Here is a 21,958-nt window from a genome sequence, read left to right as displayed (position 1 = left end):
TATTTTATTCACCGGCCAGCCGTTCAGTGGTCGCAACAGCATAACGTTCTCCTTTCTCATTCAAAAGTACTGTGGCCGTCATACATACTTCCACAACGTGTCCATCTCGGGTAATGCGACGCGCCTGGAACGGCTCCAGGCGCTTATTTTCGGCCAGCTGCTTAATTATTTTCAGTGCGTTTTCTCGTTCACTTTCCGGAATCGTGTCCCTGATATTCATCGACAGCGCCTCTTGCTCGCTCCAGCCGTAGATTTTTTCCGCTCCCGGATTCCAGGCCAGAATCCGCCCCTCAAAATCCTGCATTGTTACCGCATCGTTGGAGTCACGAACGACGACGGCCAAGCGGTTCATCCTCTGAAACATTTTTTGTTCCGTGAAATCAATAAAATTAATTACCGCGCCTTCGATTGCGTTTTGCGAAGTACGATATGGCAGAATGCGCATCAGGTACCACTTTTCGGACTTGGTCCGGACTTGTACCTCCTTGGGCCTCAGGGTGTCCAAGACTTCCTGCACGTCTTCACCCAGATTATGATAGTTCATTATGTTAGATACAATATGGGTTATGGGGCGGCCTAGGTCGGCATGTATCAGATTAATCAACTGGGTGGCAACAGGAGTAAACCGCTTTATTCTCAGCTCGTGGTCCACAAAGACCGTGCCGACGCCTGTGCCGGCCAGCATGTTATTCATATCGTTGTTGGAGCACGATAGCTCGTCGATCTTTTTCTGGAGCTCTGCGTTGACAATCATCAGTTCCTCGTTGAGCGACTGCAGTTCTTCCTTTGATGTTTCCAACTCTTCATTTACGGACTGAAACTCCTCGTTGGTGGACTGCAGTTCTTCGTTTGAAGTCTCCAACTCCTCTATGACGGTCTGAAGATATTCCTCCTTATTTCGAAGCTCCCTCTCCAGGGCAAAGACCCGCTCGTCTGCGACAGTTTCACCCGTGGCCGCTACCTCTTTCCACTTGTCACATATTTCAGGAAGCACTACTTCCTGAAATACAACCATAATCAGAGATGATAAGGCGGAAATACCCTCAAACACCGGGCTTACCGTTACATTCACTCTGGTGTTTTCTCCGTTCCCCATAACTTGTAGTCCCGGGATATGAATGGGCTCTTTTTGCACCACAACTTTACGGATAGCAGCGTTTAGCTCCAGCTTTAACCCTTCACGTGCCATTTTTAAAATGTTCAGACTGCCTTCTCCCTGCGCTGGCTCGAGGTACTTGCCCGTGCGTCCGTGAATGTAGAGGATATCCCCGTTTGTGTCGGTGACCACGCTGGGAGGAGAAAATTGCTGCAATAATGCATTTTCAACCAGTTCCCTGAAGCTGCTCTTACCGTCTTTGAGGATGGCCTTGTTCTGTGAGCACTTTTTAATCAGGGGCGAAAGAAAATTTTTCGGCACCGAGTGTAGTGCCATAATCCCCTTACTTTGATACAACCGCCATTTCCGGTCTACGGTCTCGAAAAAGTCCCCAAACTCACTGATGGTTTCGGATGTTCCAAGAAAGAGAAAACCGCTGTGATTAAGAGCATAGTGAAACAGGTGCAGTACTTTTTTCTGCAGTTCATTATCCATATAAATCAGAAGGTTGCGACAGCTAATCATATCCAGCCTGGAAAACGGCGGATCCCCGGTTGCGTTTTGCTCGGCAAATACCAGCATGCTGCGAATAGTCTTCCCGACCTGGTATGTGTTAGAGCCCGGATCCCAGGTAAAAAAGCGTTTCAGACGTTCCGGCGAAACATCAGCCGCAATACCTTCGGGATAGAGACCGGTACGCGCATATTCTATGGCACCACTGTCGATATCGGTGGCAAATATCTGGACTTTGTAATGTTTTTTCATTCCCTGCAGGTATTCCTGGAGCAGGATGGCAAGTGAATAAGCTTCCTCTCCGGTAGAACAGGCAGGCACCCAAATACGTATGGAATCACCCGGCCTTTTATTTTCAAAAAGGCGGGGGAGAACTTTTTCCGTAAGTGCAGCATAAGCTTCCGGGTCGCGAAAAAAACGGGTGACTCCCACCAGTAGCTCTCTAAAGAGTGCCTCCACCTCCATGGGATTTTGCTCCAGGTAAGAGAGATAATCATCCTGGTTCTCAATCAGATTGACGGCCAGACGCCGTTCAATCCGCCGCACTATGGTGCTTTGCTTATAACCGGAGAAGTCATGCCCTGTATGGGCATGGATCAGGGTTAATATCTGTTGCAGCGAGTCGGTGTCATTACGTGAAAGGAGTCTCGCCAGCTTTTTGCCCTTGCCGAAAGAGTGTTGAATATAAGCAATTAAATACTCCGGCATCTCATCCGGCGACAGTACATAGTCCACAAGGCCGGATTCGATGGCATTGCGCGGCATACTTTTATACGCCGCTGTATCGGGGTCTTGGGCCATGGCCATCCCACCCTCATCCTTGACGGCTTTCAATCCCAGAGTTCCATCGGTACCGGCGCCGGAAAGGACGATACAAACAGACCGCTCCTTTTGCTCCTGAGCCAGGGAACGAAACAGAATGTCGACAAACAGGCACAAGCCCCGGGGCCTGCCCGGCTCGCTAAGATACAACCTGCCCCCCCGTATGGTTAACTCCGTGTTGGCAGGGATAACATAAACAGAATTGGGTGCAACTGCCATACCGTCTTCAGCTTCATGAACCTGCAAATTTGTATACTGTTTAAGCAGTTCGGACAAAATGCTTTTGTAGTCGGGCGGCATGTGCTGAACCACAATAAAAGACATTGCTATTCCCGTATCTTCAGGCAGGTTGAAAAAAAACGTTTCCAGCGCCTCCAGCCCTCCGGCCGAAGCACCAATGGCGACAATGGGGAAGCCATCCATATGTACGGCTTCCCCATGGTTATCAGAATCTTTATGACTCAGCTGAGTTTCTTCCCTCGTGCCGGATTGCTTTTTGGAAAACATTTAAACTCCTCCGTTTACCATTCTCTGCGTAGATTACAAGATAGTGAAAAATTTTCCATATACGGACAACTTTCTCCCAAAACTTTCATTCTCCTGCCATATTCTCTGGGAGATATAAATTTAACATATTAGCACTGCTGCCTTGAACGCATAAACTAAAATTTAAAATTGCTATAATAATGACTGCCAGACAGCAGAAGACAAAAAAAAATAGACAGAGCCTGTCTGTCTTGATTACATAATCTTACGTTGTCACCCAAAGCGATACACAAGCTGTTTTCTATCTGCATCATTACTGTGGTTCGTTGTAAAGCGGCGGGGTGGTCACCCACCCTTTCATCTTTCCATATTTAAGCACCGCTTCATATATCTTTATTTCATCCAGCCAAAAGTTCATCATCATGTGACGTAATGAGTCATTTCTGATGGCTTCAATCGTAGCGCGGATATGCAAATCGACTGCTTCCTGAATACCTGTAAATATTCTATTAAACATATACCTGTCCTGCATTGGTTCCGGATCCATGGGAACCGATACATGAGAAGGGGGCCGCTCGGGTAAGGCTATTTCAAATTTAACAGCCTCCTCTTCCAGTTTCCTTGCCTGCTTATCTAATGTTTTCTTGCCAAGCATTAAAACAGCCCTGAAATCTTTGTCATGCGCAAAGCCGAGAAAAAAGTCTGTGAGTTGTGATTGTTGATATCTCTGACTTATGTTGTCCCAAAGATGAAATGCCTCCGTTGTGGACAAAGGCTCATTACCCACGGGTTTCATAGACTTAAAAGCGGGGGGATCTTCCTGCCATCCTTTTAGTTTTCCGTATTTATAGAGTATCTCGAAATCTTTTAGATGCTGTATCAGGTCATCTTTAAGAATGCCTCTCAAGTGATCATTTGTTGTGGTTGAACGATATGCAGTCATCAGGGAAAATAACTGCGACACGACACCGTTGTATATATTACGAAATATATAGCTGTCCGTAATCACATCAACCTGCGCTGATGTTTTTATTTTGTACGGAGGCCTCTTAGGGACCTCTATCTTGAATTTTTTTCCTTCCTGTTCCAGAATGAGTGCCTGTGTCTCATAATGATTTAACAAGCGGTTTAAAACCAAGTCGAATTCACGGTCATGGACAAAGTTCATGAAAAACTTTACGGTTTCCATGCTGTAATATCTTGCTCTTAGAACATTCCAGATGTTAAATACTTCCTGTATATCGATTTTTTCTTTATCGCCTTTTTTAAAAATAGATATGGGCATACAATACCACCTACGCCAGAGTCTTACAGTTATCTTTACACGTTGATTGAAAATAATTCATTACATGCAATAATTTTTTATAGTGCATTCATGTTACGCAGGCCAGTTATAGAGGTTTAGACGGAATTGTAACCGCATCCAGTGGTATCTGATAATCCCACGAGTCCTTATTTCATCGCAAGTCTTGCAATACCTCGGCGTTATGTTACGATAATCTTTGCGTCGGGGCGTAGCGCAGCTTGGCAGCGCGCTTGGTTCGGGATGATGAACCAAATTTTAACACAACAACAAAAGATATTGATAAATAAAGGGTTTCTGGCAAGCATAATCTCGCCGGAAACCCTTTTGGGTATTATAAAACTGCCAATTTACTTCAGTTAGGAATGCGGGTTAATCTTCGGGGATATTTTAACTATATTTGAACCGATTCAGCTCCTTAATCAGAGCATCGGCATTTTCCCTCAGCTCCTCAGCAGAGGCGTTAATTTCCTCCATAACTGAGGTCTGCTCTTCTGTTGAGGCGGCAATTTCTTCACTGCCTGCACTAATCTCTTCCGCCGCTCCTGAAACCACTTCAATTTTTTGTACAATGCTATTTACGCTATTGACAATTTCTTTGAATGTTTCACCGCTAGCCAGAACAACTTCAGAACCGCTACGAACCGTATCCACGCCCTTTTCCATACTATTTACTGCATGGCTGGTTTCTTCCTGCGTCTCACGTACCAGCTTTGATATTTCTTCGGCAGCAGAACGAGACTGCTCAGCAAGCTTACGTACTTCCTCTGCCACAACTGCAAATCCCCGACCCTGCTCACCTGCTCGGGCAGCTTCAATCGCTGCATTTAACGCTAACAAGTTTGTCTGTTCCGAAACATCGGTAATAAGCCCTACGATATTGCCGATATCCTGCGAACGCTTGTCCAGGGCCCCAATGACAGTTCTCAGTTCTTCAACCATAGTATTAATAGCACTCATTTGCTGAACTGCGTTATCCACGGCTGCGCTACCGTCTGCAGCATTTGTTGCTACTCGATTTGACAGCTCGGCCATTTCCTGAGAACTTGCACTCATCTCCTGAGTGTTGCTGGAAAACTGATTAGTACTGGCAGCCACCTCTTCCAGTGAAGCACTTACTGATTCTACAGCCTGAGACAATGCTTCACTGCCCTCATTAACACCTGTAGCTGTTTGCACAGCCTGGCGAATGAGCTGACGCAAGTTGTCATTCATGGTATTAAAGGCATTACCCAATTGTCCAATTTCATCATTTCTTTTAATGTCCGTTGACACAGTAAAGTCACCGCCTGCTACCTGCTGAGCCACTTCTGCTATGGCTATAATCGGCTTGGCCGTGTTGGTTGCAATAAAGACACCCGCAACAACCACAAGAATAATAGCAACAGAAATTATCGTAATCATAAGGCGTCTCATGGTGTTAGCACTGGCAAAAGCCTCGTCCTCGCTGATTTCTATCACCAGACCTGCATAATCGCTGCCGAGGCGCACAACTTCCACTTGTCCAAGGACATTATTCCCCAGATAGTCTGTATACAGACCGTTTTCGTGATAATCTACTTCTCCCTGACTGATTGGCCCTGATAGCATACGCACAGATTCTGTGTCAATTGTTTCAACTAAAGCAGCATCTTGTGAAAGGTCCCCCTGCATGGCATTTGACAACATAAGTCCCTGTGCGTCTATTAGATAAGAATTCCCAGTTTCACCCAAATCGTCGATTCCCCTGTGAATAATACCATCCAATACTCCCTGCCTGATGGCAAAATTCGCTGTCCCAACCATTTCTCCGGACAGGCCATTTTCTCTTACAGGCAGTGAAAGTACCATTGCATTTTCTTCGATGACATCAGAGTAAAATAAATCAGACCAGTTAAGCTCTCCGTTAAGTGATCTCTGCAAATAGTCCCGCCCAGTTAAGTCTGCACCCTCAATTCCGGACTCAGTACTATAAACTGCTATGCCCTGTGGATTTGTGAGAAAAATAAAGCTGTACCCGTACTCCTCCACCACTAGCCTGGTAAACCTGTCTAATTCACTTTTATGTGCCAGCCAATCCTCATCTGATTCACTCCATTCTCCTTCTCTGAGCACATTAAGTGATTCAAAAACATTAGTTGATGACACAAAAACCCGTGCATCTGCTTCCCGCTGCACAAAGTAATCTTGAACTTGAGAACTGTTCGAATCGGCAAACATCTCTAATGATGAAAAGACTTCTGATTCTATATTGCTCCTTGAATTATAATAAGACAGTCCCGCAACAGATATTGCCGGAATCAGCCCAATCAAAAGAAACATCAAAACAAATTTAAACTTTAAGCTGACATTTCTTAACATATGTTAAAACCTCATTTCATTAAGTTATCACTACTTCATTGCCTGAGATATTAGAACTCAGTTGTAGTAGTTCATTAATAGCAAATATTTTTTCTAAGTTAATAATAATGTACATATCTTCTTTTTCAAAAACAACTCCTTCAATATAGCGGTTTGCTGTTTGCTCAATAATCTGAGGCTGCATTTGGATCTCATGTAAGTTTATCTTTTTTACTTCATTAACATGGTCTACTATTAAGCCAACAACTTCCCTGCCACTTTCGGCAATTATGATTTTTGATGATTCTTGAATCCCATTAACAGGCAGCCTAAATCGTTTTTTCAGATTTATCACGGGTATAACCTTGCCCCGTATTGTTACAACTCCTTGAACATAATCTGCTGTTCCAGGCAATTTAGTAACTTCAGGAATCTTAATTACCTCTCTAACCTGATTTACAGGCAGAGCAAATTCCTCATTATTTAAATTAAATAACACAATCAATTGCTCAGAAACACTTGTGTGACTGCTCTGATTCATAATCGCCCCCCTTTCATTGATAAATTGCTAAACTGAATATAATTGCCTGAAATTTTGACTACTAAGTAAGAGTATTATCCGAAAGCATTAGCTCCTAAATATAACTGTACGTCTTCGCTTATTTGTGAAATCAGCTTTTGTGTTATGAATGGATCAAGCCCACCTCCCTCTGCCTGAATCTTTAGAATGCTAATTGACTCTTGCAAAGAGTGAGCTTTTCTATACGCTCTGTTTTCTGTAAGAGCAGCATATACATCGGCAACAGCAATAACCCTGGCCTCATAAGGTATGTCCACCAAACAACAGGGATACCCATTTCCCAGGCAACGCTCATGGTGAAAGTGTGCTGCGTTAACAACCTGCTGTGGAAAGCTGTTTTTATGTAAAATATCCCTGCCTAAAGCGGTGTGTGTGCGGATAGCCATAACTTCAGTATCTGTTAGCGCAACTTCCTTTTGCAAAAGGCTAATGGGGATACTGATTTTCCCTATATCATGAAGCAGTCCACAAGTATGAAACAACGCCCTTTCTCTATCAGTAGTTGCTAACTGCTGTGCAATTTCCGCTACCCGTAAACTGTGCTGAGCGGTCATAGGGCAGTGCTTCTGTAAACGCAAAAATAAAAATCTAACCTTTTTGTCGTTCATAATTGCCTCCCATTGTTAATTAGAGTCTTATATCCTGCCCTCTTGTGGATACCATTTAGAAACCAGCAACGCACTCTTTTTATATATGTTTACTAGGTTATGCCAGAAAAACAAAGCCTTCTTCTGCATGACAGAAAAAGGCTTTACTTTATAGACATGGGGCAACCCGGCTATCATGGCCTTTTAAGGCTTTAGACCCGTGGCTTTGCGCCCGTTCCTTTCAGAACGTTTGCCTTTTTCACCTTTTACGATATTCGTCACACCAGAGACCAAAATGAACAAAACTAATTATAAAAATATAAAAAATTTCTGAATAGTACGTTGATTATGCCATACCACCCCAATCATGTCAATACAATATGTTGAAATTATGCATAATATTGATAAATTTGTTTTATTTTGTCTATAAGCTAAGCTTTTTAATTCATTTTGACGCTATAGCGATTCATTTTGTTCCATTTTTTTTTCAATCTTTAATTATTTGCTCATAAATTAAAGCTCCCCTGCTTGCATCCTTGATTTTTCTTCACTAGCGCAGCTTGGAAGATCGCTTAATGCGATGAAACTTTTTCCCAAATGGGTACGACACACAACTTCTATCAAGCCCTCTTTGCCTTTTTCTTTAAAATAACTGCAACCAAGATTGCAAGAACACCTAAAAAGATAAAGACATTAGGCATAGTGAGATATTTTGCCGGCAATGCTTCGTAGAGCTTTATCAAGCCAAAAAGCATAAATACCGAAGCGGCCACCAACTGAATTGCCTTTTCAGGAATCTTATGGCCTAATTTTTTTCCAACTATGATACCTATTGCTCCGGTAACAATCATGCCCAATACAGCACCTGCCAATATCCCCGCTGGATAGGTGGCATCGGTTGCCAGTGTTATAACCGCCAGTTGGGTCTTGTCCCCAAATTCGCCGATAAAAAATGCTAAAGCCACTGTTACCACCGGCCCATAACTAATTTTCGGCTCTTCTGCTTCCTCATTATCCCCTTCAGTTTTTAATGTCCAAAGGGCAAAACCGATAAAAATCACACCGGCGATAATTGCCATGACGTTAACAGGGACAAATTCTGCAATATAGCTCCCCAACAATACCGCCAATCCATGATTAAGCAAAGATCCCAGGAAAATCCCGAGAAGAACTTTCTTTACCGGAAATCTTGTAGCAAAGGACATGGCCAGAATCTGCGTCTTGTCCCCCATCTCCGCTATAAAAATCAAGATAAATGCCCTGAACAACTCAAGCACAAGATTACCCCCTATCATGCCGGATACCCCTTATCCAAACAAAAAGCGAGACAGATAGATCAGCAAACCATCTAAAAATGGCCTGTTGATCTAAAAGTCTCGCTCCTTTAAGAATATCTTAAAGTAAATAAAACCAGGATTTCTCCAGCATGTTGATTTTATTTATGGCTGTCTGTCCACAGCTACTCCCTTTTAGAACCTGCCTTCAATATAGCACAGCACAAAATACCTGTCAATTTATCTGCTAAAAAGGTGTCTTTTTAATTGTCTCAAGTTAAATATATTTCTCATAATCCATGCTGCCATAAAAAGCCCTTGCAATGATTACAGTTTTACTTTCTTCATCAACAAGGTATAGAACTATATAATTATCAATAACCAATTTTCTATAGCCTTTTTCCCGTAACAGTTCATTTCTTGACAATTCACACCGAAAGGGGAAATCACAAAGTTTATAGATGTCTTCTTCAATTCGACCCATTAAGCGTTGTGCTGTTTCGGGTGCCAGCAAATTGTTACTGATATAAATATAAATCTCATTCAAATCAGATTCTGCACTGGATGTGAACTTCAACTTATATTTACTTTCCATACTTGGACCTTAGTTTTGCGAAAACCTCATCACCATCAAGTAACTCGCCATTTTTAATTTGGCTCTCTGCAATAGCCAATTTTTTATATACATCAGCCAGCGCTATTTCTCTCTCATAGGTTTCAATGCTCATGATAACAAGATCGCCATATCCATTTTTAGTGATAAAAATCGGCTCTTTCTTGCTATGACAAAGCTCAGATATTTCCGTTGTATTCCGTAAGTCAGTTATAGGCCTAATACTTGGCATACTAATCACCTCACATTCATTATGTACATAATTATAGCATAGTTATGCCTGAACCACAAAACAATTAATAGAAAGCGGTGGGTTGCCATAACATTATTGGCGGCAAATACCACCAGCTCAAACCACACCAAATGTATTGCAATTAAATCCCCGGTATGTTACAATAATCTTTGCGTCGGGGCGTAGCGCAGCTTGGTAGCGCGCTTGGTTCGGGACCAAGAGGTCGCAGGTTCAAATCCTGTCGCTCCGACCATTAATATGGGTGAAAAGACTTCTGACGGAAGTCTTTTTTTTATACCCAGGTCTGATTTTTGATTAATAATATTAAACCTGACCCCCAGGTTTTTTCTGCAGAGCTGCAAAAATTGCCGGCACAAAAACCACCACTCCTACCAGCAAAAAAGTTGTTGCCAGGCCTAACCTTGTGCTACCGATGCCAACAAAGAATGCGCCCACAGCCACAGTAACATCAATGGTGCTTTCCTGAAGACTTAAGGCGGTGGCGCGCAAACGGTTACCCGCCACCGCCACAAGCCAGGAAATAAAAACCAACAGACTTCCCGCCACACCAATTCCGGTCAGCAAACTGCTGACAATCAGTAACCCCGGATAAGCGGGCAGAAAGTATAATACCATATTGCCTGCGCCAAGTATCATCAGAATCGGCCCGGCCACCCTCTGATAACCAAAGCGGTCGGACAAATAGCCTACCGTCAAATTGGCCAGAAGCCCGGCCAACCCAAAGTAAGAAAAGAATATACCCGGATTAGCAACTGCGGTGACCTGGGTAATATAGATAACTACAAATGTCAACAGGGCACCGTAACTCAGAGAAGTTAGGGCAATATAAGTTAGAATCTTTATAACGTGAGGTATTTTTAATACCGTAAATGTATCAGAAAATGCTCCTGCCCCTTCTGCCGGAATACATTTTGGAGTTTTTACCGGTAGCAGCAGCAGGCACGAAAAAAGGCCGATTATCAAACTAAGTAAAAACCATTGGCCATAACCCCTTTGATTAATTATATAAAGGGCGGTGGAAGGCCCCACTAATATAGCAAGAGTTAAAACATTGCGGTAGAATCCCAAATATACGCCGGTTCTCCCCGGCGGCGCTAAATCTGCCGCCAAAGAACTGCCGGCGGAAAGATATGCCGCCAGACCGATAGCCTGATATATGCGTGAAAATAAAAGCATGTTGACGCTGGAGCTGAACCAGAAAAGTCCCGGGGCAGATGCAAAAACAAAGGCGCCCACCAGTAAAGGGATTTTTCTGCCTCTTCTGTCTGCCAGGGGCCCAAAGTAAAAACGGAGCAGCACTGCAGTCATAAAAAATACTGTGTTTTGCAGGCCTGACTGAAATTCTGTACCGCCAAGCTCTAATAAATACGGTGGCAAAACGGTAAGTGAAACAAAGAAATTAATAAAAACCAGAAATGTCCCGGCAAAAAAAACTGCCAGGTTGCGTTTTGAATACATAATACTGTTGCAGGTGACAGAATTTCCGTCTTGGCTCACTCTGATAAATGCTCCTTTAGCAAAAGGTAGGGCAAAGCCGCCAAAGCCTTCATTATCAAACTATTCGTGCGGAGTCTGTACGTTCCTGCTTGAAAGATATATGTCTTCCTGCTATAATATGAATGAACGTTCATTCAGGAGGTGGCTACATGGATAAAAAGCAGTTAATTATCAAGCATGCCGCGGATATTATTGCAGAAAAAGGGTATCACGGTGCAACTCCCAAAGTCATCGCCGGCAGAGCCGGTATCGCTGTTGGCACCATATATCTGTATTTTAAAAGCAAGGAAGAAATCCTCGATTATATTTTTGTGGAAGAGTTTAAGAAGCGGGAAAAATTCCTTTTAGGCCTCAATACAAAGGAATACTCCTTTTATGAGAAACTGGAGCTTTTTCTGGACTTCCATTTCGATGAACTGGAAAGTGATGAAAGCACGGGTACGGTGTTAATCCAGGAAAGCACAAACCCGCAGCAGCAGAGCCTGGAAGGGGTGCAAAAATTCCTTACCGAACTGCCGGAAATCTTTGCCGATATGCTGCAGCAGGCCCAGAAAAATAACGAGATTCGCGCCCTGGACAGTCAATTTGCAGCCAGGATAATTTTTCACTCCATCAGGGGGGCGGTTATGGAATTAAAAAAGGAAGCTGTGCAAAAGGGCCATGAAGACATTAAACACGAGCTGAAAACTTTTTTCTGGAATGCCATTAAAAAAACGGAAGGAGTATTACCAAATGAAAATCATCAGGATGAATGAAGTTGAAGGCAAGAAGAATCACCGGGGAGTTAATGCAAAAAAATTGATTCAGCATCAACATACCACCGTTATGAATCTGATTTTAAATCCCGGCGAAATAATCCCCGAGCACAGCGTACCGGTAGATGTTTTCTTTTATGTTGTTGACGGTAAAGGCACCATTCAGATTGGAGAAGAAGAGGCTGTGGTTGGGGAAAAAGATATTATCCTTTGCCCACGGGAAACCACAATGGCCTTAAAGGCCGATCAGGGCCAGCGGTTTGAAGTCTTAAATGTAAAAACACCCAGTATCAAATATTGAGGAGGGTTTATGATGAAAACTAAAGTTAAGTGGATGGGTGAGCAAAGCTATGTGGCGGTGGATAATAACGGCCTGGAAGTTAAAATCAGCCCCAAACCGCAGCAAAACGATATGCTAAAGCCCCCGGATCTATTATTGATGAGCCTGGGGAGCTGTACAGGTCTGTTTTTTCTTCCTGCCGCCAAAGAACTGGGGCTTGCAATTGAACACTTTGAAGTTGTGGTCACAGGGGAAAAGGCTAATAATCCGCCTAAGCTGTTTTCCTCCATTCATATCCACATCGACGTCTGGGGCCAGGTTACAGAAGATAAGGTGGAAAAGGCCATTGAAAAAGGGCACGATAAATGCTTTATCCTCCACAGCTTAAACCCTGATATTGAAATCAAGACTTCATTCGAGTTAAAAAATAGCTAACTAAAAGTTCCCGGGAATTTTCCCGGGAACTTTTGAGTTAGCTGGGATTGTACATATTGTTCTGCTGCATGTAGTTAAAAATTCCTTCGCCATGCTGCTGCTCTTCTTTTTGAATGTGATTCAGCGCCTGGCGCACCTGAGAGTTGGTGACCTCAAAAATTGCGGTGTCATATGTGCCGGAAACATATTTTTCCGTCATCAACATGTCGTTGCAGAGATCCGCATCTTTTTTGCTGGCATTGGCGCCGGGTTGCTGGGTCTGCTGTTGCTGTTGTTGTTGTTGCTGCTGTTGCTGTCCTTGCTGCTGTTGTCCCTGCTGCTGGCCCATCTGCTGGGGTGAGGGCGCCTGGCCGCTTAGAATTTGATTAACCGTGTTTAAGTGCTGCTGCTCGGCCTGCGCATAGCTATTAAAAAGTTGTTGCAGTTGGGGATCCTGGGCCTGATTGGCATACTCATTGTACTTTTTTACACACATCTCCTCGTGCTTTTTCTGGTCTTGCAAAAGCATCTTTTCTTTTTGTGTAAGTTGCATAAAAACACCTCCTGTCTGCATTTTTTGCAAACCGGAGGTGCATTATTCATATTTTATCCAGTATGGCCACAGCCCGCACCGGTGAACCGTCCGCCGTAGAAATTTTCAGCGGAAAGCAATAAAAGTTAAATTGCCGCCCCACAAGAAGTTCGAGATTAGTGAGGTTTTCAATAATCAATGTGTCTTTGGCAAGAAAAGTTTTATGAACAGAAAAATCCACCGTCTCCACCTTATCTACCGAGATTGCATCGACACCAACCCCTTTTAGGCCGAAGTCGGCCAGAAACCGGGCTGCATCGGCGGACAAAACCGGATAATCTTCAAAGTAAGTATGGCTGCCCCAGAGTTTTGACCAGCCGGTGTACAGCAGCACAAAATCGGCTTGACGGATTAAATCCGCATACGGCAGCACATCATTTTCTGTAATAATTGATCGGCTGAAGTCGTTAAAGTCCAGAACAACTCCTCTGCCCCAAAAGCCGGAGACCGGGTAGCTGTCCAGAGTCTTTCCGTCGGGGAAAATATGGGCCGGAGCATCCAAATGAGTGCCGGTGTGAGTAAAGAGAGTAATTTCCTTCTCCACAAACGAATCTTTAGACAAGGTACAGGCCGTTTTCATTTTTGGTGGTTCGGTGCCGGGATATACCGGCATATTAGTAGAAATCAGATGGCTTAAGTCTATTGTACGCACCAGTGCCTCCGTTTTTACTTTTAATATTGTGCACAAAAATCTGCAAGAATCCTGTTAAAGTGCTCCGGCTGCTCCAGCATTACCATGTGCCCGGCATCAGGAATTCCTTCCAGACGGGCATCTTCAAGATGCTCTGCCAGATACTCAGAGTACTTAAACGGGGTAAGCCGATCAGCTTTTCCACACACAATCAGAGTAGGAAGACGGATTTCTTTTAATTTTGTGCGGATATCAAAATGATTACAGGCTGAAAAATCCCGCAGATAAGCCTGAGGCGTGGCACTGCCAAAGATGCTGTACCATTCTTTGATCTGCTCCCAGCCGGGAACCGGGCCGTAGGCCACTTTCGCCAGTAAATCTTCTACTTTGGCCACAGCACCACCTCTGCAAAGATCCAGAATGATATCGGAGACGCCAAGCTTGGCTCCAGTACCCACCAGAATGATGCCGCGCAGCAGTTCGGGCTGCTGCAGGGCCACGGTCATGGTAATGGCACCTCCCATGGAATGACCCGCCAGCAAATCGCAGCCACCAAATTCTTTTATGGCCGCCCCTACCCACCGGGCGTAGTCGGTGATGTCCTTCATGGCGGAACCTTCGGATTTTCCATGGCCGGGCAGATCCGGCGCCACCAGGCGCCAACCGGGCGGGGGCTCTGTTTCCATCCAATGCAGGCTGTTACCGCCTGCCCCATGAATCAAAAACAGTGTTTTATCACCGCTGCCCCTCACAGCAAAATGGGCAGAAACACCTTCTACTACCAGTTGAGTCAAGCCAAACCCTCCCCTGACTTAATCTAGCGTGCCCGGCGCAGGTTAACGGAACCCACACCGGCTTTTACTTCTATATCTACCACCGCAGCTTTATTATCCAGATTTTCACTCTCATAATCGCCGCCGTCCAAACGTTTCAGATTTACCTCGCCTGCCGACACATTGAGCAAGCCGCTGGTCTGCAGGCGCACTCCGGTGTTATCGGGTACGTAGAAAGTTATGCTGCCTGCGCCACCTTCCACCAACACCTGGCTTTCAACCTGGCCTAGTCGGACAGTCAGGTCTCCTGCTCCGGTCTGAACAGACAAGTCATGTACCTGCAAACGGGACAAATCTAAATCAGAGCGACCCGCTCCGGCTCGCAGGGAAATTTCTGTGGGAATATCTTCTGCAAGCTCTAAGTTCCACCGGTTAGTCCTATTGCCAATGGTCCAGGAGTGGGCTTCATCCTTAATTTCCACCTGAAGCGTACCATCACTGACTTCCTGTTCAATTATCGGACGGGGGGTTCCGGTAAGACTGGCCCGAAGAATATCGGGGCCTGCATGAGAAGAAAGATAAACCTCACCGGCTCCCTGGCGTAGGTCAAGGGTGACGTTTTCAACTTCGTCGCTGGCCGGGATGGTAACATTGGTGGTTTCGGTCCCGGGGGATGGCCCTTCTATTCCGGGAAGATATACCCCAAACAAGCCGCCAAAAAAGAACAGAAATACCAGGATACCAATCAGGCATCCGCCCAAGCCACTGCCCTTACCCAGGATAAGCAACACTCCCCACAGGATCAGAAGCAGCGGCCAAAAACGCCATAGCTCACGGGCGGCAACGGGCGAAATCACGCCAAAGTTCACTAAAAACCAGACTAACCCCAGAACAGCCAGGCCCAGTCCCAGGACAATTCTGTCAGCCTTCATCTCTTATCACCCCTTAGTCCACCAAACATGATGAACAATCCCAGCGCAATCAAAGCGGCGGGCCAGAAAAAATAACGGAAGATCTGCACGTCAAAGAAGTTGCGCATTAATAAATATGCTCCAATAACCACAATTATCAGGCCGATGGTTTTGTTGTCTGCTGAAACTCCGGTGGAAGAAGATTTATCTGAAACATCAATCACCTCATCTGCACCTGCCGGCTCCTCGGGGATAACAATCCAGGCAATAATGTAGGCGGGGACGCCGGAACCACCCATAAGGCCAAAAACCACCCAGATTAACCGCACTAAAGTCACATCCACGTCAAAATAGCGAGCCAGGCCCATGCAGACTCCGCCAAGCATTTGATTATCCCGGGAACGATACAATTTTTTCATCTTGTCACCTACTTTCTCTTCTATTACTTTCATTATAAAAAGTGCTTATAAACAAAAATAAAACAATTTCTGAACATCCGGGTCTTTGAAGGCGAAGAACAGACGGAGGAGAGAAAAAACTTACTTATTTACATTATACATATTTATTAAAGGCAGGGAAACATTATTATTACGGGAGGTGAAGGCATGGAAATCAAAGCCTTTTTGCAAAAAGCAATGCTTAATGAACAGGAACAGGTTCGGGATTATCAGCGCTTTGCACAAACAACCGATGATGAAAAAGTGAAGCAGGCTTTTTATGAGTTTGCAGAAAGCAGCGGGCATACCGCCGCCAAAATAAAGGACCTTCTCGATCAGCTCTAGGGTTAATACCAAAAAGCCCCCTGGGGCTTTTTTTATACCGGAAATTATAAAGCTTGCAGTTTGCGAAGCTGCTAAAGTAACCATCATTCAAATGCGCGCGCTTTCTTACCGCAACAGGCGTCCCAGTCCTCTGTATTTCAGCTCAATGGCACCTTCGGGGCACATTTCCTGGCAGCAGTAACAGCGAATGCAGGCACCTTCCTCAATCTGAGCCGCTTCCTCCATGGTGATGGCACCGGCAGGGCAGGCATGTTGGCATATTTTACAGCTAATGCAACTGTCAACTTTGACTTTGGGGTGTGCCGTCAGTTGATTACGCAACAGGCGTTTTAAAAAAGGGGATAAATTTTTCAGTGCCGAATGAGAGCCGCTGACTGTTTTAAAATCCGAGATACGGACATCATCTAAGGAGGCACCGATAACTTCGATTTGTTCCAGCATACTACAGCCGATGCCGCGGCGGCGCGCCGCCTGCAGAGTAGGTACCGTTGCCGGATCAAGGCCGATAATGTGGCATGCCACCGTATCCACGGCCACCGCATCTTTTCCGGCCAGCAAAACCCCAGCTTTTCTGGGGTCACCTGTGCGCGGTCCGCTTCCCTCCATGGCCAAAATTCCGTCCACTATGGACACCGCCGGGTTCACCGCAAGATAGACATCCAGCAAATAATCTGAGAATCTATCAATTTCTTCCATGCGCAGATGCATCTGGCCCTTTAATTTTCCGGGAAGACAGCCAAAAAGATTTTTCACAGCCCCGGTGTAACGGGTCAGGCCGTGAGTTTTAAGCTTGGCAATATTTATTACCTCATCTGAGCCCACAACAGCGGAGGACAGAGGAACACTGTTAGTTTTTGCTGTTTGGGGAGCCTGGATACGCTGAGGGTCGCAAAAGTCTGTAAGCTCTACGTTCTCTTCACTGCAGACCTGATGAATACCTGCGGTTCTGGCCACACTGCCCGTACTGCCAAACCCGGGGCTGTCTCCTACCTGCACCTGTTTAGCGGATAAATTCTGCAGGACGGAACGCACCACTTCCGGATGTGTGCAAACAGCATTTTGGGGAGGTGCTCCCACTAACAGGTTGGGTTTTACCAACACCTTCTTGTCACTAAACTCCTCCTCCAACTGCAAATGTCGCCATAATGTCCCCATAGCCTCGTACAGTGCGGCCGGCTCATAATCATCCAACTGAAAAACAAATACCCGGTTGTCCATTTACTCATCTCCTATTGAAACAGTAGAATTAGTATGTTATACTATAGCTAAAGACCCCTCCCCAGGGGGTAAGGCAAGGAGGATTATTATGTTTGCTGCATTTCGCCGTTTTTTGGAGAGGCTGGCTAAATCCAATGAAAAGGAATTTAAAGGTGACGCCCCTGATTGCTGCACTGTAAATCAGCCTGATGCCAAACCAAAAGTTAATGAAGACAACAACAAACAGAAGTAAAAATGCCCCGTGAGGGGCATTTTTTCATTTCATACTGCAGAGAGCCGTTTCTTGTCATCAATGGTCTCCATGTACACTCCCAAGAGCTTTTTAGCCATGGCAGTGGAGGAAATGTGCTCCGCTTCTATTAGGGCCCGCTCTGCCATAGCCTGGCGGAGTTCATCGTTTTCCAAAAGCTGCTCAATGCGTTCAGTAAATTTATCCATATCAAGGGGCGTTAAATAACCGTCTACGCCATCTTTAACCATTTCCGATGCACCCAGCGCTTTTACCGCCACACTGGGCACTCCCGCAGCTTTGGCTTCACCCAAAACCAGGCCCTGTGTTTCAGTGGTGGATGCGAAAATAAATAAATCAGCACCGGCATAGCTGTCCACCACATGCTCGCGCGAAAGCGGCCCGGTAAACAAAACCTTTTCACCAAAATCCATACTTTTGGCTTCTTCAATTAACCCTTCCCGCTCAGGACCGTCTCCCACAATAACCAGCCTGGTGTGAGGATGATTCTTGCGGATCTTGTTATAAGCCTGAAGTAAGAAACCCACATTTTTTTCTTTGCCCAGCCTGCCCAAATGCAGTAGGATTTTTTCATCAGGACTGATATTATATTCCCGCCGAAGCCAGGTACGGTCGGCGCCATCAAACTCGTCCACTTCAATTCCTGTGGGAACCGCCTCTACCCGGGTTTGGACATTGGGGGCCACAATTTTGCGAATCACTTCAGTGGGCGTAATCACCAGATCACAACGGTTACAGAAGTTACTGGACAACTTCAGCACCACTTTACGGGAAATATCCTGTGCAAAAGGCAGGTAATGAACATACTGGTCATACATCGTATGATAGGTAAAAACCAACGGCAAATCATACCGCTTGGCTGTGCGTGCCCCCAACAGCCCCATGGAAAAAGGTGAATGGACATGAATCACATCCAAATTCAAGCGCTTAATGGTTGATCTCAGGTAAAGGGAAAAGGGCAACGCAATGGCAAAATCGGGATATGTAGGTGTTGGAACCGAAGCAAAGCGAAAAACACCGGCCTCTTTTTCATAATCCGGATACTTGGGAGCAAAAATGTATACTTCATGGCCCAGCTCAGTCAGTTTACCGGCGGTGGTTTCTATGGAGCGAACCACACCACTGGTATACGGCCTGTAACTATCGGTAAACATGCCGATTTTCACTGGAAGACCTCCTAAAAGTTTATAGTTGTTAAAAAAGCTGTATTTGCAGTCTATAACATCATTATTTCCAACTCAATGTAATAATACGTTCGACACACTGCATAATTCCCCCTCTTTTTCCGCTAAATAAGGGTACCCGCAGAACTTGGTTCTATATCACCCCTCACCTTAATACTTCATAAACTAAGGCAGAAAGGGGTGAAATCGTGAATGTTCTCCATTTAAACCGTTTTTTATCTTCCGGTCAGACAAAGCAGGTGTTTTCCCTAATTCGGGAGCAAAGAAATCTGGGAATAAATGCACAGTTAATTATGGACGGCAATCCCACCTATCAGACGCTGTCACGCTATAAACATGACCTTGACAACTTGGATGCCAGAATAATCAGATCCGGGGATGTTACCACCCTTAAAGAATACGCCAAAGAATTTTCGCCTACCCTCATTCATGCTCATTGCTCACCCACATATTCTCTGGCCTGTAATCTTGCAAATAAACTGCAAATCCCTTTTACCATCACCTGCTACGAGTCGGCAAACAGACAGGAATATCACTACCTGCAGGAAGCTGCGATAATATTTTGCACTTCCGCCAAAATAGCCAATAAGTTAAAGAAGTTTTCAGCTAAAACCATTATTCTTCCTCACGCTGTGGATTTGCAGGAATTGAGACCCGGTGAAAAAAACGATCCGGTTAAAATCGTTCTCTTCTTCCAGGTTGAACCGGCAAAACAAAAAGCATACGATCACTTTTGCAAAGCCGTCGACCTGCTGGAAGGAGTGGAGTTCTTTGTGGCAGCAAATAAAAAACCCAAAAGCAGCACAGCCAGATTTTTGGGGTGGCCCGATGATACGGCAGATCTGCTTGCATCCTCAGATATCGTGGTGGGCACAGGGCGCGTGGCCATTGAAGGGCTGGCCACCGGCAACGCTGTGCTTATCTTGGGCCGGACGTTCCAAGGGCTCCTCCAACCGGAAAAAGCAGCACAGAAGCTTCCAGATGTAAGTGGATTGTCAGGTGCCGATGCCTGCTATAAAAATATTTTCTATGATCTGGCCAAACTGACCCAAAACCAGATCTATTTACGCCAACTGCAACAACAAGGCCGCAAACTGGCGGAAAAGCAGTTCTGTAACACCAAGCTGACAAGACGCATGATTGATGTATATAAAAATGTAGTGCATAACAATGAAATCAAATGAGAGGCCCGCAAAAGGAGCCTCTCATTTAACTTGTTATTTTGTATAACTATTATCCGGTGTATCTCTGTCCCAGTCCACGCCGTCCGCCGTCACATCTGTAACATTTGTAGTATAGGTTCCGGATGGGGCTTGGTTATATGCAAAGGTAACTGTCCCGTTGCTACCGGTTGTTCCGGTCCTCTCATCAAGGTACTCCGAACCATTGAGATAAAGCTGAATATAAACAGTAGCTCCATCCACCGGATTACCGAAATCATCCACTAGCCGCAGTGTCACATCAAGGTGACGACCACGTGCTCTGTAGTTGATTTCCGTTACTGAAACAGTAGTAGGTTCAGCAGGCTGCGGGCCATGAGTGAAGGTGACGGAACCGCTGCCCGTAAGCTCTCTTTCATCGGTGACGGTGACGGTTACTATGTATTCGACGTCATCATTTTCAGGTAGCTGGAGGCTACCGATATAAACACCGTCTGCCTCAAGTTCTATATATTGGTTATCTTCGGGGGAAACATCATAGCCGTTTATATCAGTTGTAAAAGCATCGCTGTCCAAACCGCTTATCGCTGCACCGTTCTCATCGGTTACAGTAACAGTGATAGTCGCTTCTTCGCCTTCAGCATAAAAATCCTTATGGGTTTCGACAGTGACGTTTACTGCAGGCTCGGGCGGCTCACTTTCGGCAACAGCTGCAACAGCTGCAACAGCATTCACCATGCCGTATCCATAATGGTTAGGGTAGCCCAGGCCCTCGGACGAATTTTGCAGCAGTGCGCGAAGATCTGCATTACTCAAATTGGTATCTTGCGCCCAGACCAGAGCTGCTACGCCGGCTACATGGGGTGATGCCATTGATGTACCATTGTATGTTGTATAACCATCTCTCAGATAGGTACTGTAAATTGCAACACCTGGTGCGGAAAGCTCAACCTCTTGGCCGGTGCTGGAAAACCTGGCGCGATTGTCACTTTCGTCTGTGGCAGCTACAGCAATTACCCATTCCAAAGCTGCAGGATAAGCTACATTTTCCCCTATACCATCAGCATTGCCACTGTTTCCCGCAGCAGCAACAAGTAGCATACCCTCTTCATAAGCAATCTTACATGCATCAGCTACTGCTTGAGAGAGGCCAGATGAACCCAAGCTCATATTGATAATGTCCATATTATTCTGTACAGCCCACTCAATCCCGGCCGCAATACTGTCAGCTGTACCAAATCCGCTGTTATTTAAAACTTTCACAGCATAAAGTTCGGCAGCCGGAGCTACGCCTACTGTCTTTACAGTATTTAAAGCTGCTATTGTACCTGCGACATGGGTACCATGTCCGTTTCTGTCGTCATAATTGCCATTATTGTTAACAGTATTCCATCCGCCCCTGACAATCAGGTCTGTGTGCCTGTCATCAATCCCGGTATCCAGGACTGCAACTTTTACATTTCCTCCTTCTATCCCGTCGTCCCAGACCTCAGGAGCCCTTACTCTGTCAATACCCCATGAATCAGCACTAGCCCCCAAAGCAAACATCTGAATATTTGGCTCAACATAATCTACTAAAGGGCTTCGCTGCAAAGCATTAACGGCCCTTGCCGGTAAATTGACCGTTATAGCAGGGATAATAGAAAACTCTCTGGTATTCCGCAC

At 45.2% G+C, this 21,958-nt stretch carries 23 protein-coding genes, 1 tRNA gene and 1 riboswitch; of the genes, 7 read left to right on the top strand and 17 right to left on the bottom strand.

All coding sequences use genetic code 11. From position 1 onward, the window contains the following. Nucleotides 1–4: 4 nt before the first annotated feature. From DEALDRAFT_RS13530 to DEALDRAFT_RS13495, 8 genes are all read right to left on the bottom strand, one after another. Nucleotides 5–2,938 carry a chemotaxis protein CheB gene (locus DEALDRAFT_RS13530; RefSeq protein WP_008518436.1) on the bottom strand — a complete coding sequence of 978 codons (2,934 nt, stop codon included), beginning with the start codon at nucleotides 2,936–2,938 and terminating at the stop codon, nucleotides 5–7. 292 nt (nucleotides 2,939–3,230) lie between these two features. After that, nucleotides 3,231–4,202, bottom strand: coding sequence for a DUF3231 family protein (locus DEALDRAFT_RS13525; RefSeq protein WP_008518435.1), 972 nt, complete (start codon nucleotides 4,200–4,202; stop codon nucleotides 3,231–3,233). 408 nt (nucleotides 4,203–4,610) lie between these two features. Further along, nucleotides 4,611–6,560, bottom strand: coding sequence for a methyl-accepting chemotaxis protein (locus tag DEALDRAFT_RS13520; protein WP_008518434.1), 1,950 nt, complete (start codon nucleotides 6,558–6,560; stop codon nucleotides 4,611–4,613). A gap of 19 nt (nucleotides 6,561–6,579) precedes the next feature. Next, entirely contained in the window at nucleotides 6,580–7,080 is a 501-nt protein-coding gene (locus DEALDRAFT_RS13515) for a chemotaxis protein CheW (protein ID WP_008518433.1), read from the bottom strand. Nucleotides 7,081–7,154: 74 nt separating this feature from the next. Beyond that, a complete protein-coding gene (locus DEALDRAFT_RS13510; RefSeq protein WP_008518432.1) occupies nucleotides 7,155–7,727 on the bottom strand; it encodes an HD-GYP domain-containing protein in 573 nt (190 codons plus the stop codon). A gap of 157 nt (nucleotides 7,728–7,884) precedes the next feature. Then, nucleotides 7,885–7,971, bottom strand: a riboswitch (cyclic di-GMP riboswitch). Between the two features lie 355 nt (nucleotides 7,972–8,326). Continuing rightward, entirely contained in the window at nucleotides 8,327–8,983 is a 657-nt protein-coding gene (locus tag DEALDRAFT_RS13505) for a TMEM165/GDT1 family protein (protein ID WP_008518431.1), read from the bottom strand. A gap of 274 nt (nucleotides 8,984–9,257) precedes the next feature. After that, the gene (locus DEALDRAFT_RS13500) at nucleotides 9,258–9,575 is read right to left on the bottom strand and encodes a type II toxin-antitoxin system RelE/ParE family toxin (protein ID WP_008518430.1); all 318 of its coding nucleotides are present in this window, start codon (nucleotides 9,573–9,575) and stop codon (nucleotides 9,258–9,260) included. Continuing rightward, a complete protein-coding gene (locus DEALDRAFT_RS13495) occupies nucleotides 9,565–9,825 on the bottom strand; it encodes a type II toxin-antitoxin system prevent-host-death family antitoxin (RefSeq protein ID WP_008518429.1) in 261 nt (86 codons plus the stop codon). The genes DEALDRAFT_RS13500 and DEALDRAFT_RS13495 overlap by 11 nt, the downstream gene beginning before the upstream one ends. 176 nt (nucleotides 9,826–10,001) lie before the next feature. Between DEALDRAFT_RS13495 and DEALDRAFT_RS13490 the strand changes: the two genes are divergently transcribed. Further along, nucleotides 10,002–10,078: transfer RNA gene (locus DEALDRAFT_RS13490), tRNA-Pro, on the top strand. Between the two features lie 71 nt (nucleotides 10,079–10,149). Here DEALDRAFT_RS13490 and DEALDRAFT_RS13485 read toward each other — a convergent pair. Beyond that, on the bottom strand, nucleotides 10,150–11,343 hold the full coding sequence (locus DEALDRAFT_RS13485) for an MFS transporter (RefSeq protein WP_008518428.1): 1,194 nt from the start codon (nucleotides 11,341–11,343) through the stop codon (nucleotides 10,150–10,152). A gap of 149 nt (nucleotides 11,344–11,492) precedes the next feature. Between DEALDRAFT_RS13485 and DEALDRAFT_RS16250 the strand changes: the two genes are divergently transcribed. From DEALDRAFT_RS16250 to DEALDRAFT_RS13470, 3 genes are read left to right on the top strand one after another with little or no spacing between them, the layout of a single operon-like run. Next, nucleotides 11,493–12,098 carry a TetR/AcrR family transcriptional regulator gene (locus DEALDRAFT_RS16250; protein ID WP_008518427.1) on the top strand — a complete coding sequence of 202 codons (606 nt, stop codon included), beginning with the start codon at nucleotides 11,493–11,495 and terminating at the stop codon, nucleotides 12,096–12,098. After that, nucleotides 12,076–12,399 carry a cupin domain-containing protein gene (locus tag DEALDRAFT_RS13475; RefSeq protein ID WP_008518426.1) on the top strand — a complete coding sequence of 108 codons (324 nt, stop codon included), beginning with the start codon at nucleotides 12,076–12,078 and terminating at the stop codon, nucleotides 12,397–12,399. Before DEALDRAFT_RS16250 ends, DEALDRAFT_RS13475 begins: the two co-directional genes overlap by 23 nt. A 9-nt stretch (nucleotides 12,400–12,408) precedes the next feature. Beyond that, nucleotides 12,409–12,813, top strand: a complete 405-nt coding sequence (locus DEALDRAFT_RS13470; RefSeq protein ID WP_083798809.1) for an OsmC family protein — start codon at nucleotides 12,409–12,411, stop codon at nucleotides 12,811–12,813. A gap of 37 nt (nucleotides 12,814–12,850) precedes the next feature. Here the strand turns inward: DEALDRAFT_RS13470 and DEALDRAFT_RS13465 are convergent, their stop codons facing one another. From DEALDRAFT_RS13465 to DEALDRAFT_RS16580, 5 genes are read right to left on the bottom strand one after another with little or no spacing between them, the layout of a single operon-like run. Beyond that, nucleotides 12,851–13,345 carry a spore coat protein gene (locus tag DEALDRAFT_RS13465; protein ID WP_008518424.1) on the bottom strand — a complete coding sequence of 165 codons (495 nt, stop codon included), beginning with the start codon at nucleotides 13,343–13,345 and terminating at the stop codon, nucleotides 12,851–12,853. Nucleotides 13,346–13,391: 46 nt separating this feature from the next. Next, entirely contained in the window at nucleotides 13,392–14,036 is a 645-nt protein-coding gene (locus tag DEALDRAFT_RS13460) for a cyclase family protein (RefSeq protein ID WP_008518423.1), read from the bottom strand. Nucleotides 14,037–14,056: 20 nt separating this feature from the next. Next, entirely contained in the window at nucleotides 14,057–14,809 is a 753-nt protein-coding gene (locus DEALDRAFT_RS13455; protein ID WP_008518422.1) for an alpha/beta fold hydrolase, read from the bottom strand. A gap of 23 nt (nucleotides 14,810–14,832) precedes the next feature. Continuing rightward, on the bottom strand, nucleotides 14,833–15,720 hold the full coding sequence (locus DEALDRAFT_RS13450; RefSeq protein WP_008518421.1) for a toast rack family protein: 888 nt from the start codon (nucleotides 15,718–15,720) through the stop codon (nucleotides 14,833–14,835). Further along, nucleotides 15,717–16,118: a PspC domain-containing protein gene (locus tag DEALDRAFT_RS16580; protein WP_008518420.1), complete on the bottom strand. Its 402-nt coding sequence runs from the start codon at nucleotides 16,116–16,118 to the stop codon at nucleotides 15,717–15,719. Before DEALDRAFT_RS16580 ends, DEALDRAFT_RS13450 begins: the two co-directional genes overlap by 4 nt. Before the next feature lie 186 nt (nucleotides 16,119–16,304). Between DEALDRAFT_RS16580 and DEALDRAFT_RS17065 the strand changes: the two genes are divergently transcribed. Next, complete coding sequence (locus DEALDRAFT_RS17065) at nucleotides 16,305–16,481, top strand: hypothetical protein (protein ID WP_008518419.1); 177 nt, start codon at nucleotides 16,305–16,307, stop codon at nucleotides 16,479–16,481. Between the two features lie 105 nt (nucleotides 16,482–16,586). Here the strand turns inward: DEALDRAFT_RS17065 and DEALDRAFT_RS13440 are convergent, their stop codons facing one another. After that, complete coding sequence (locus tag DEALDRAFT_RS13440) at nucleotides 16,587–17,699, bottom strand: DUF362 domain-containing protein (RefSeq protein WP_008518418.1); 1,113 nt, start codon at nucleotides 17,697–17,699, stop codon at nucleotides 16,587–16,589. 88 nt (nucleotides 17,700–17,787) lie between these two features. Here DEALDRAFT_RS13440 and DEALDRAFT_RS17060 point away from each other — a divergent pair, with 88 nt between their 5' ends. After that, nucleotides 17,788–17,931 (top strand): LDCC motif putative metal-binding protein, encoded by a 144-nt coding sequence (locus DEALDRAFT_RS17060; protein ID WP_008518417.1) that lies wholly within the window; start codon nucleotides 17,788–17,790, stop codon nucleotides 17,929–17,931. 29 nt (nucleotides 17,932–17,960) lie between these two features. Here DEALDRAFT_RS17060 and DEALDRAFT_RS13435 read toward each other — a convergent pair whose 3' ends face one another. After that, entirely contained in the window at nucleotides 17,961–19,115 is a 1,155-nt protein-coding gene (locus tag DEALDRAFT_RS13435; protein WP_008518416.1) for a glycosyltransferase family 4 protein, read from the bottom strand. Nucleotides 19,116–19,321: 206 nt separating this feature from the next. Here DEALDRAFT_RS13435 and DEALDRAFT_RS13430 point away from each other — a divergent pair, with 206 nt between their 5' ends. Beyond that, nucleotides 19,322–20,317, top strand: coding sequence for a glycosyltransferase family 4 protein (locus DEALDRAFT_RS13430; RefSeq protein WP_008518415.1), 996 nt, complete (start codon nucleotides 19,322–19,324; stop codon nucleotides 20,315–20,317). Nucleotides 20,318–20,350: 33 nt separating this feature from the next. Here DEALDRAFT_RS13430 and DEALDRAFT_RS16240 read toward each other — a convergent pair. After that, a partial coding sequence (locus tag DEALDRAFT_RS16240) for a S8 family peptidase (protein WP_143753466.1) occupies nucleotides 20,351–21,958 on the bottom strand: 1,608 nt, incomplete at its 5' end.

The organism is Dethiobacter alkaliphilus AHT 1 (assembly GCF_000174415.1).
Taxonomy (GTDB): domain Bacteria; phylum Bacillota; class Dethiobacteria; order Dethiobacterales; family Dethiobacteraceae; genus Dethiobacter; species Dethiobacter alkaliphilus.
Note: the sequence above shows the minus strand (reverse complement) of the source record. Positions and strands in the feature narration are given on the sequence as shown.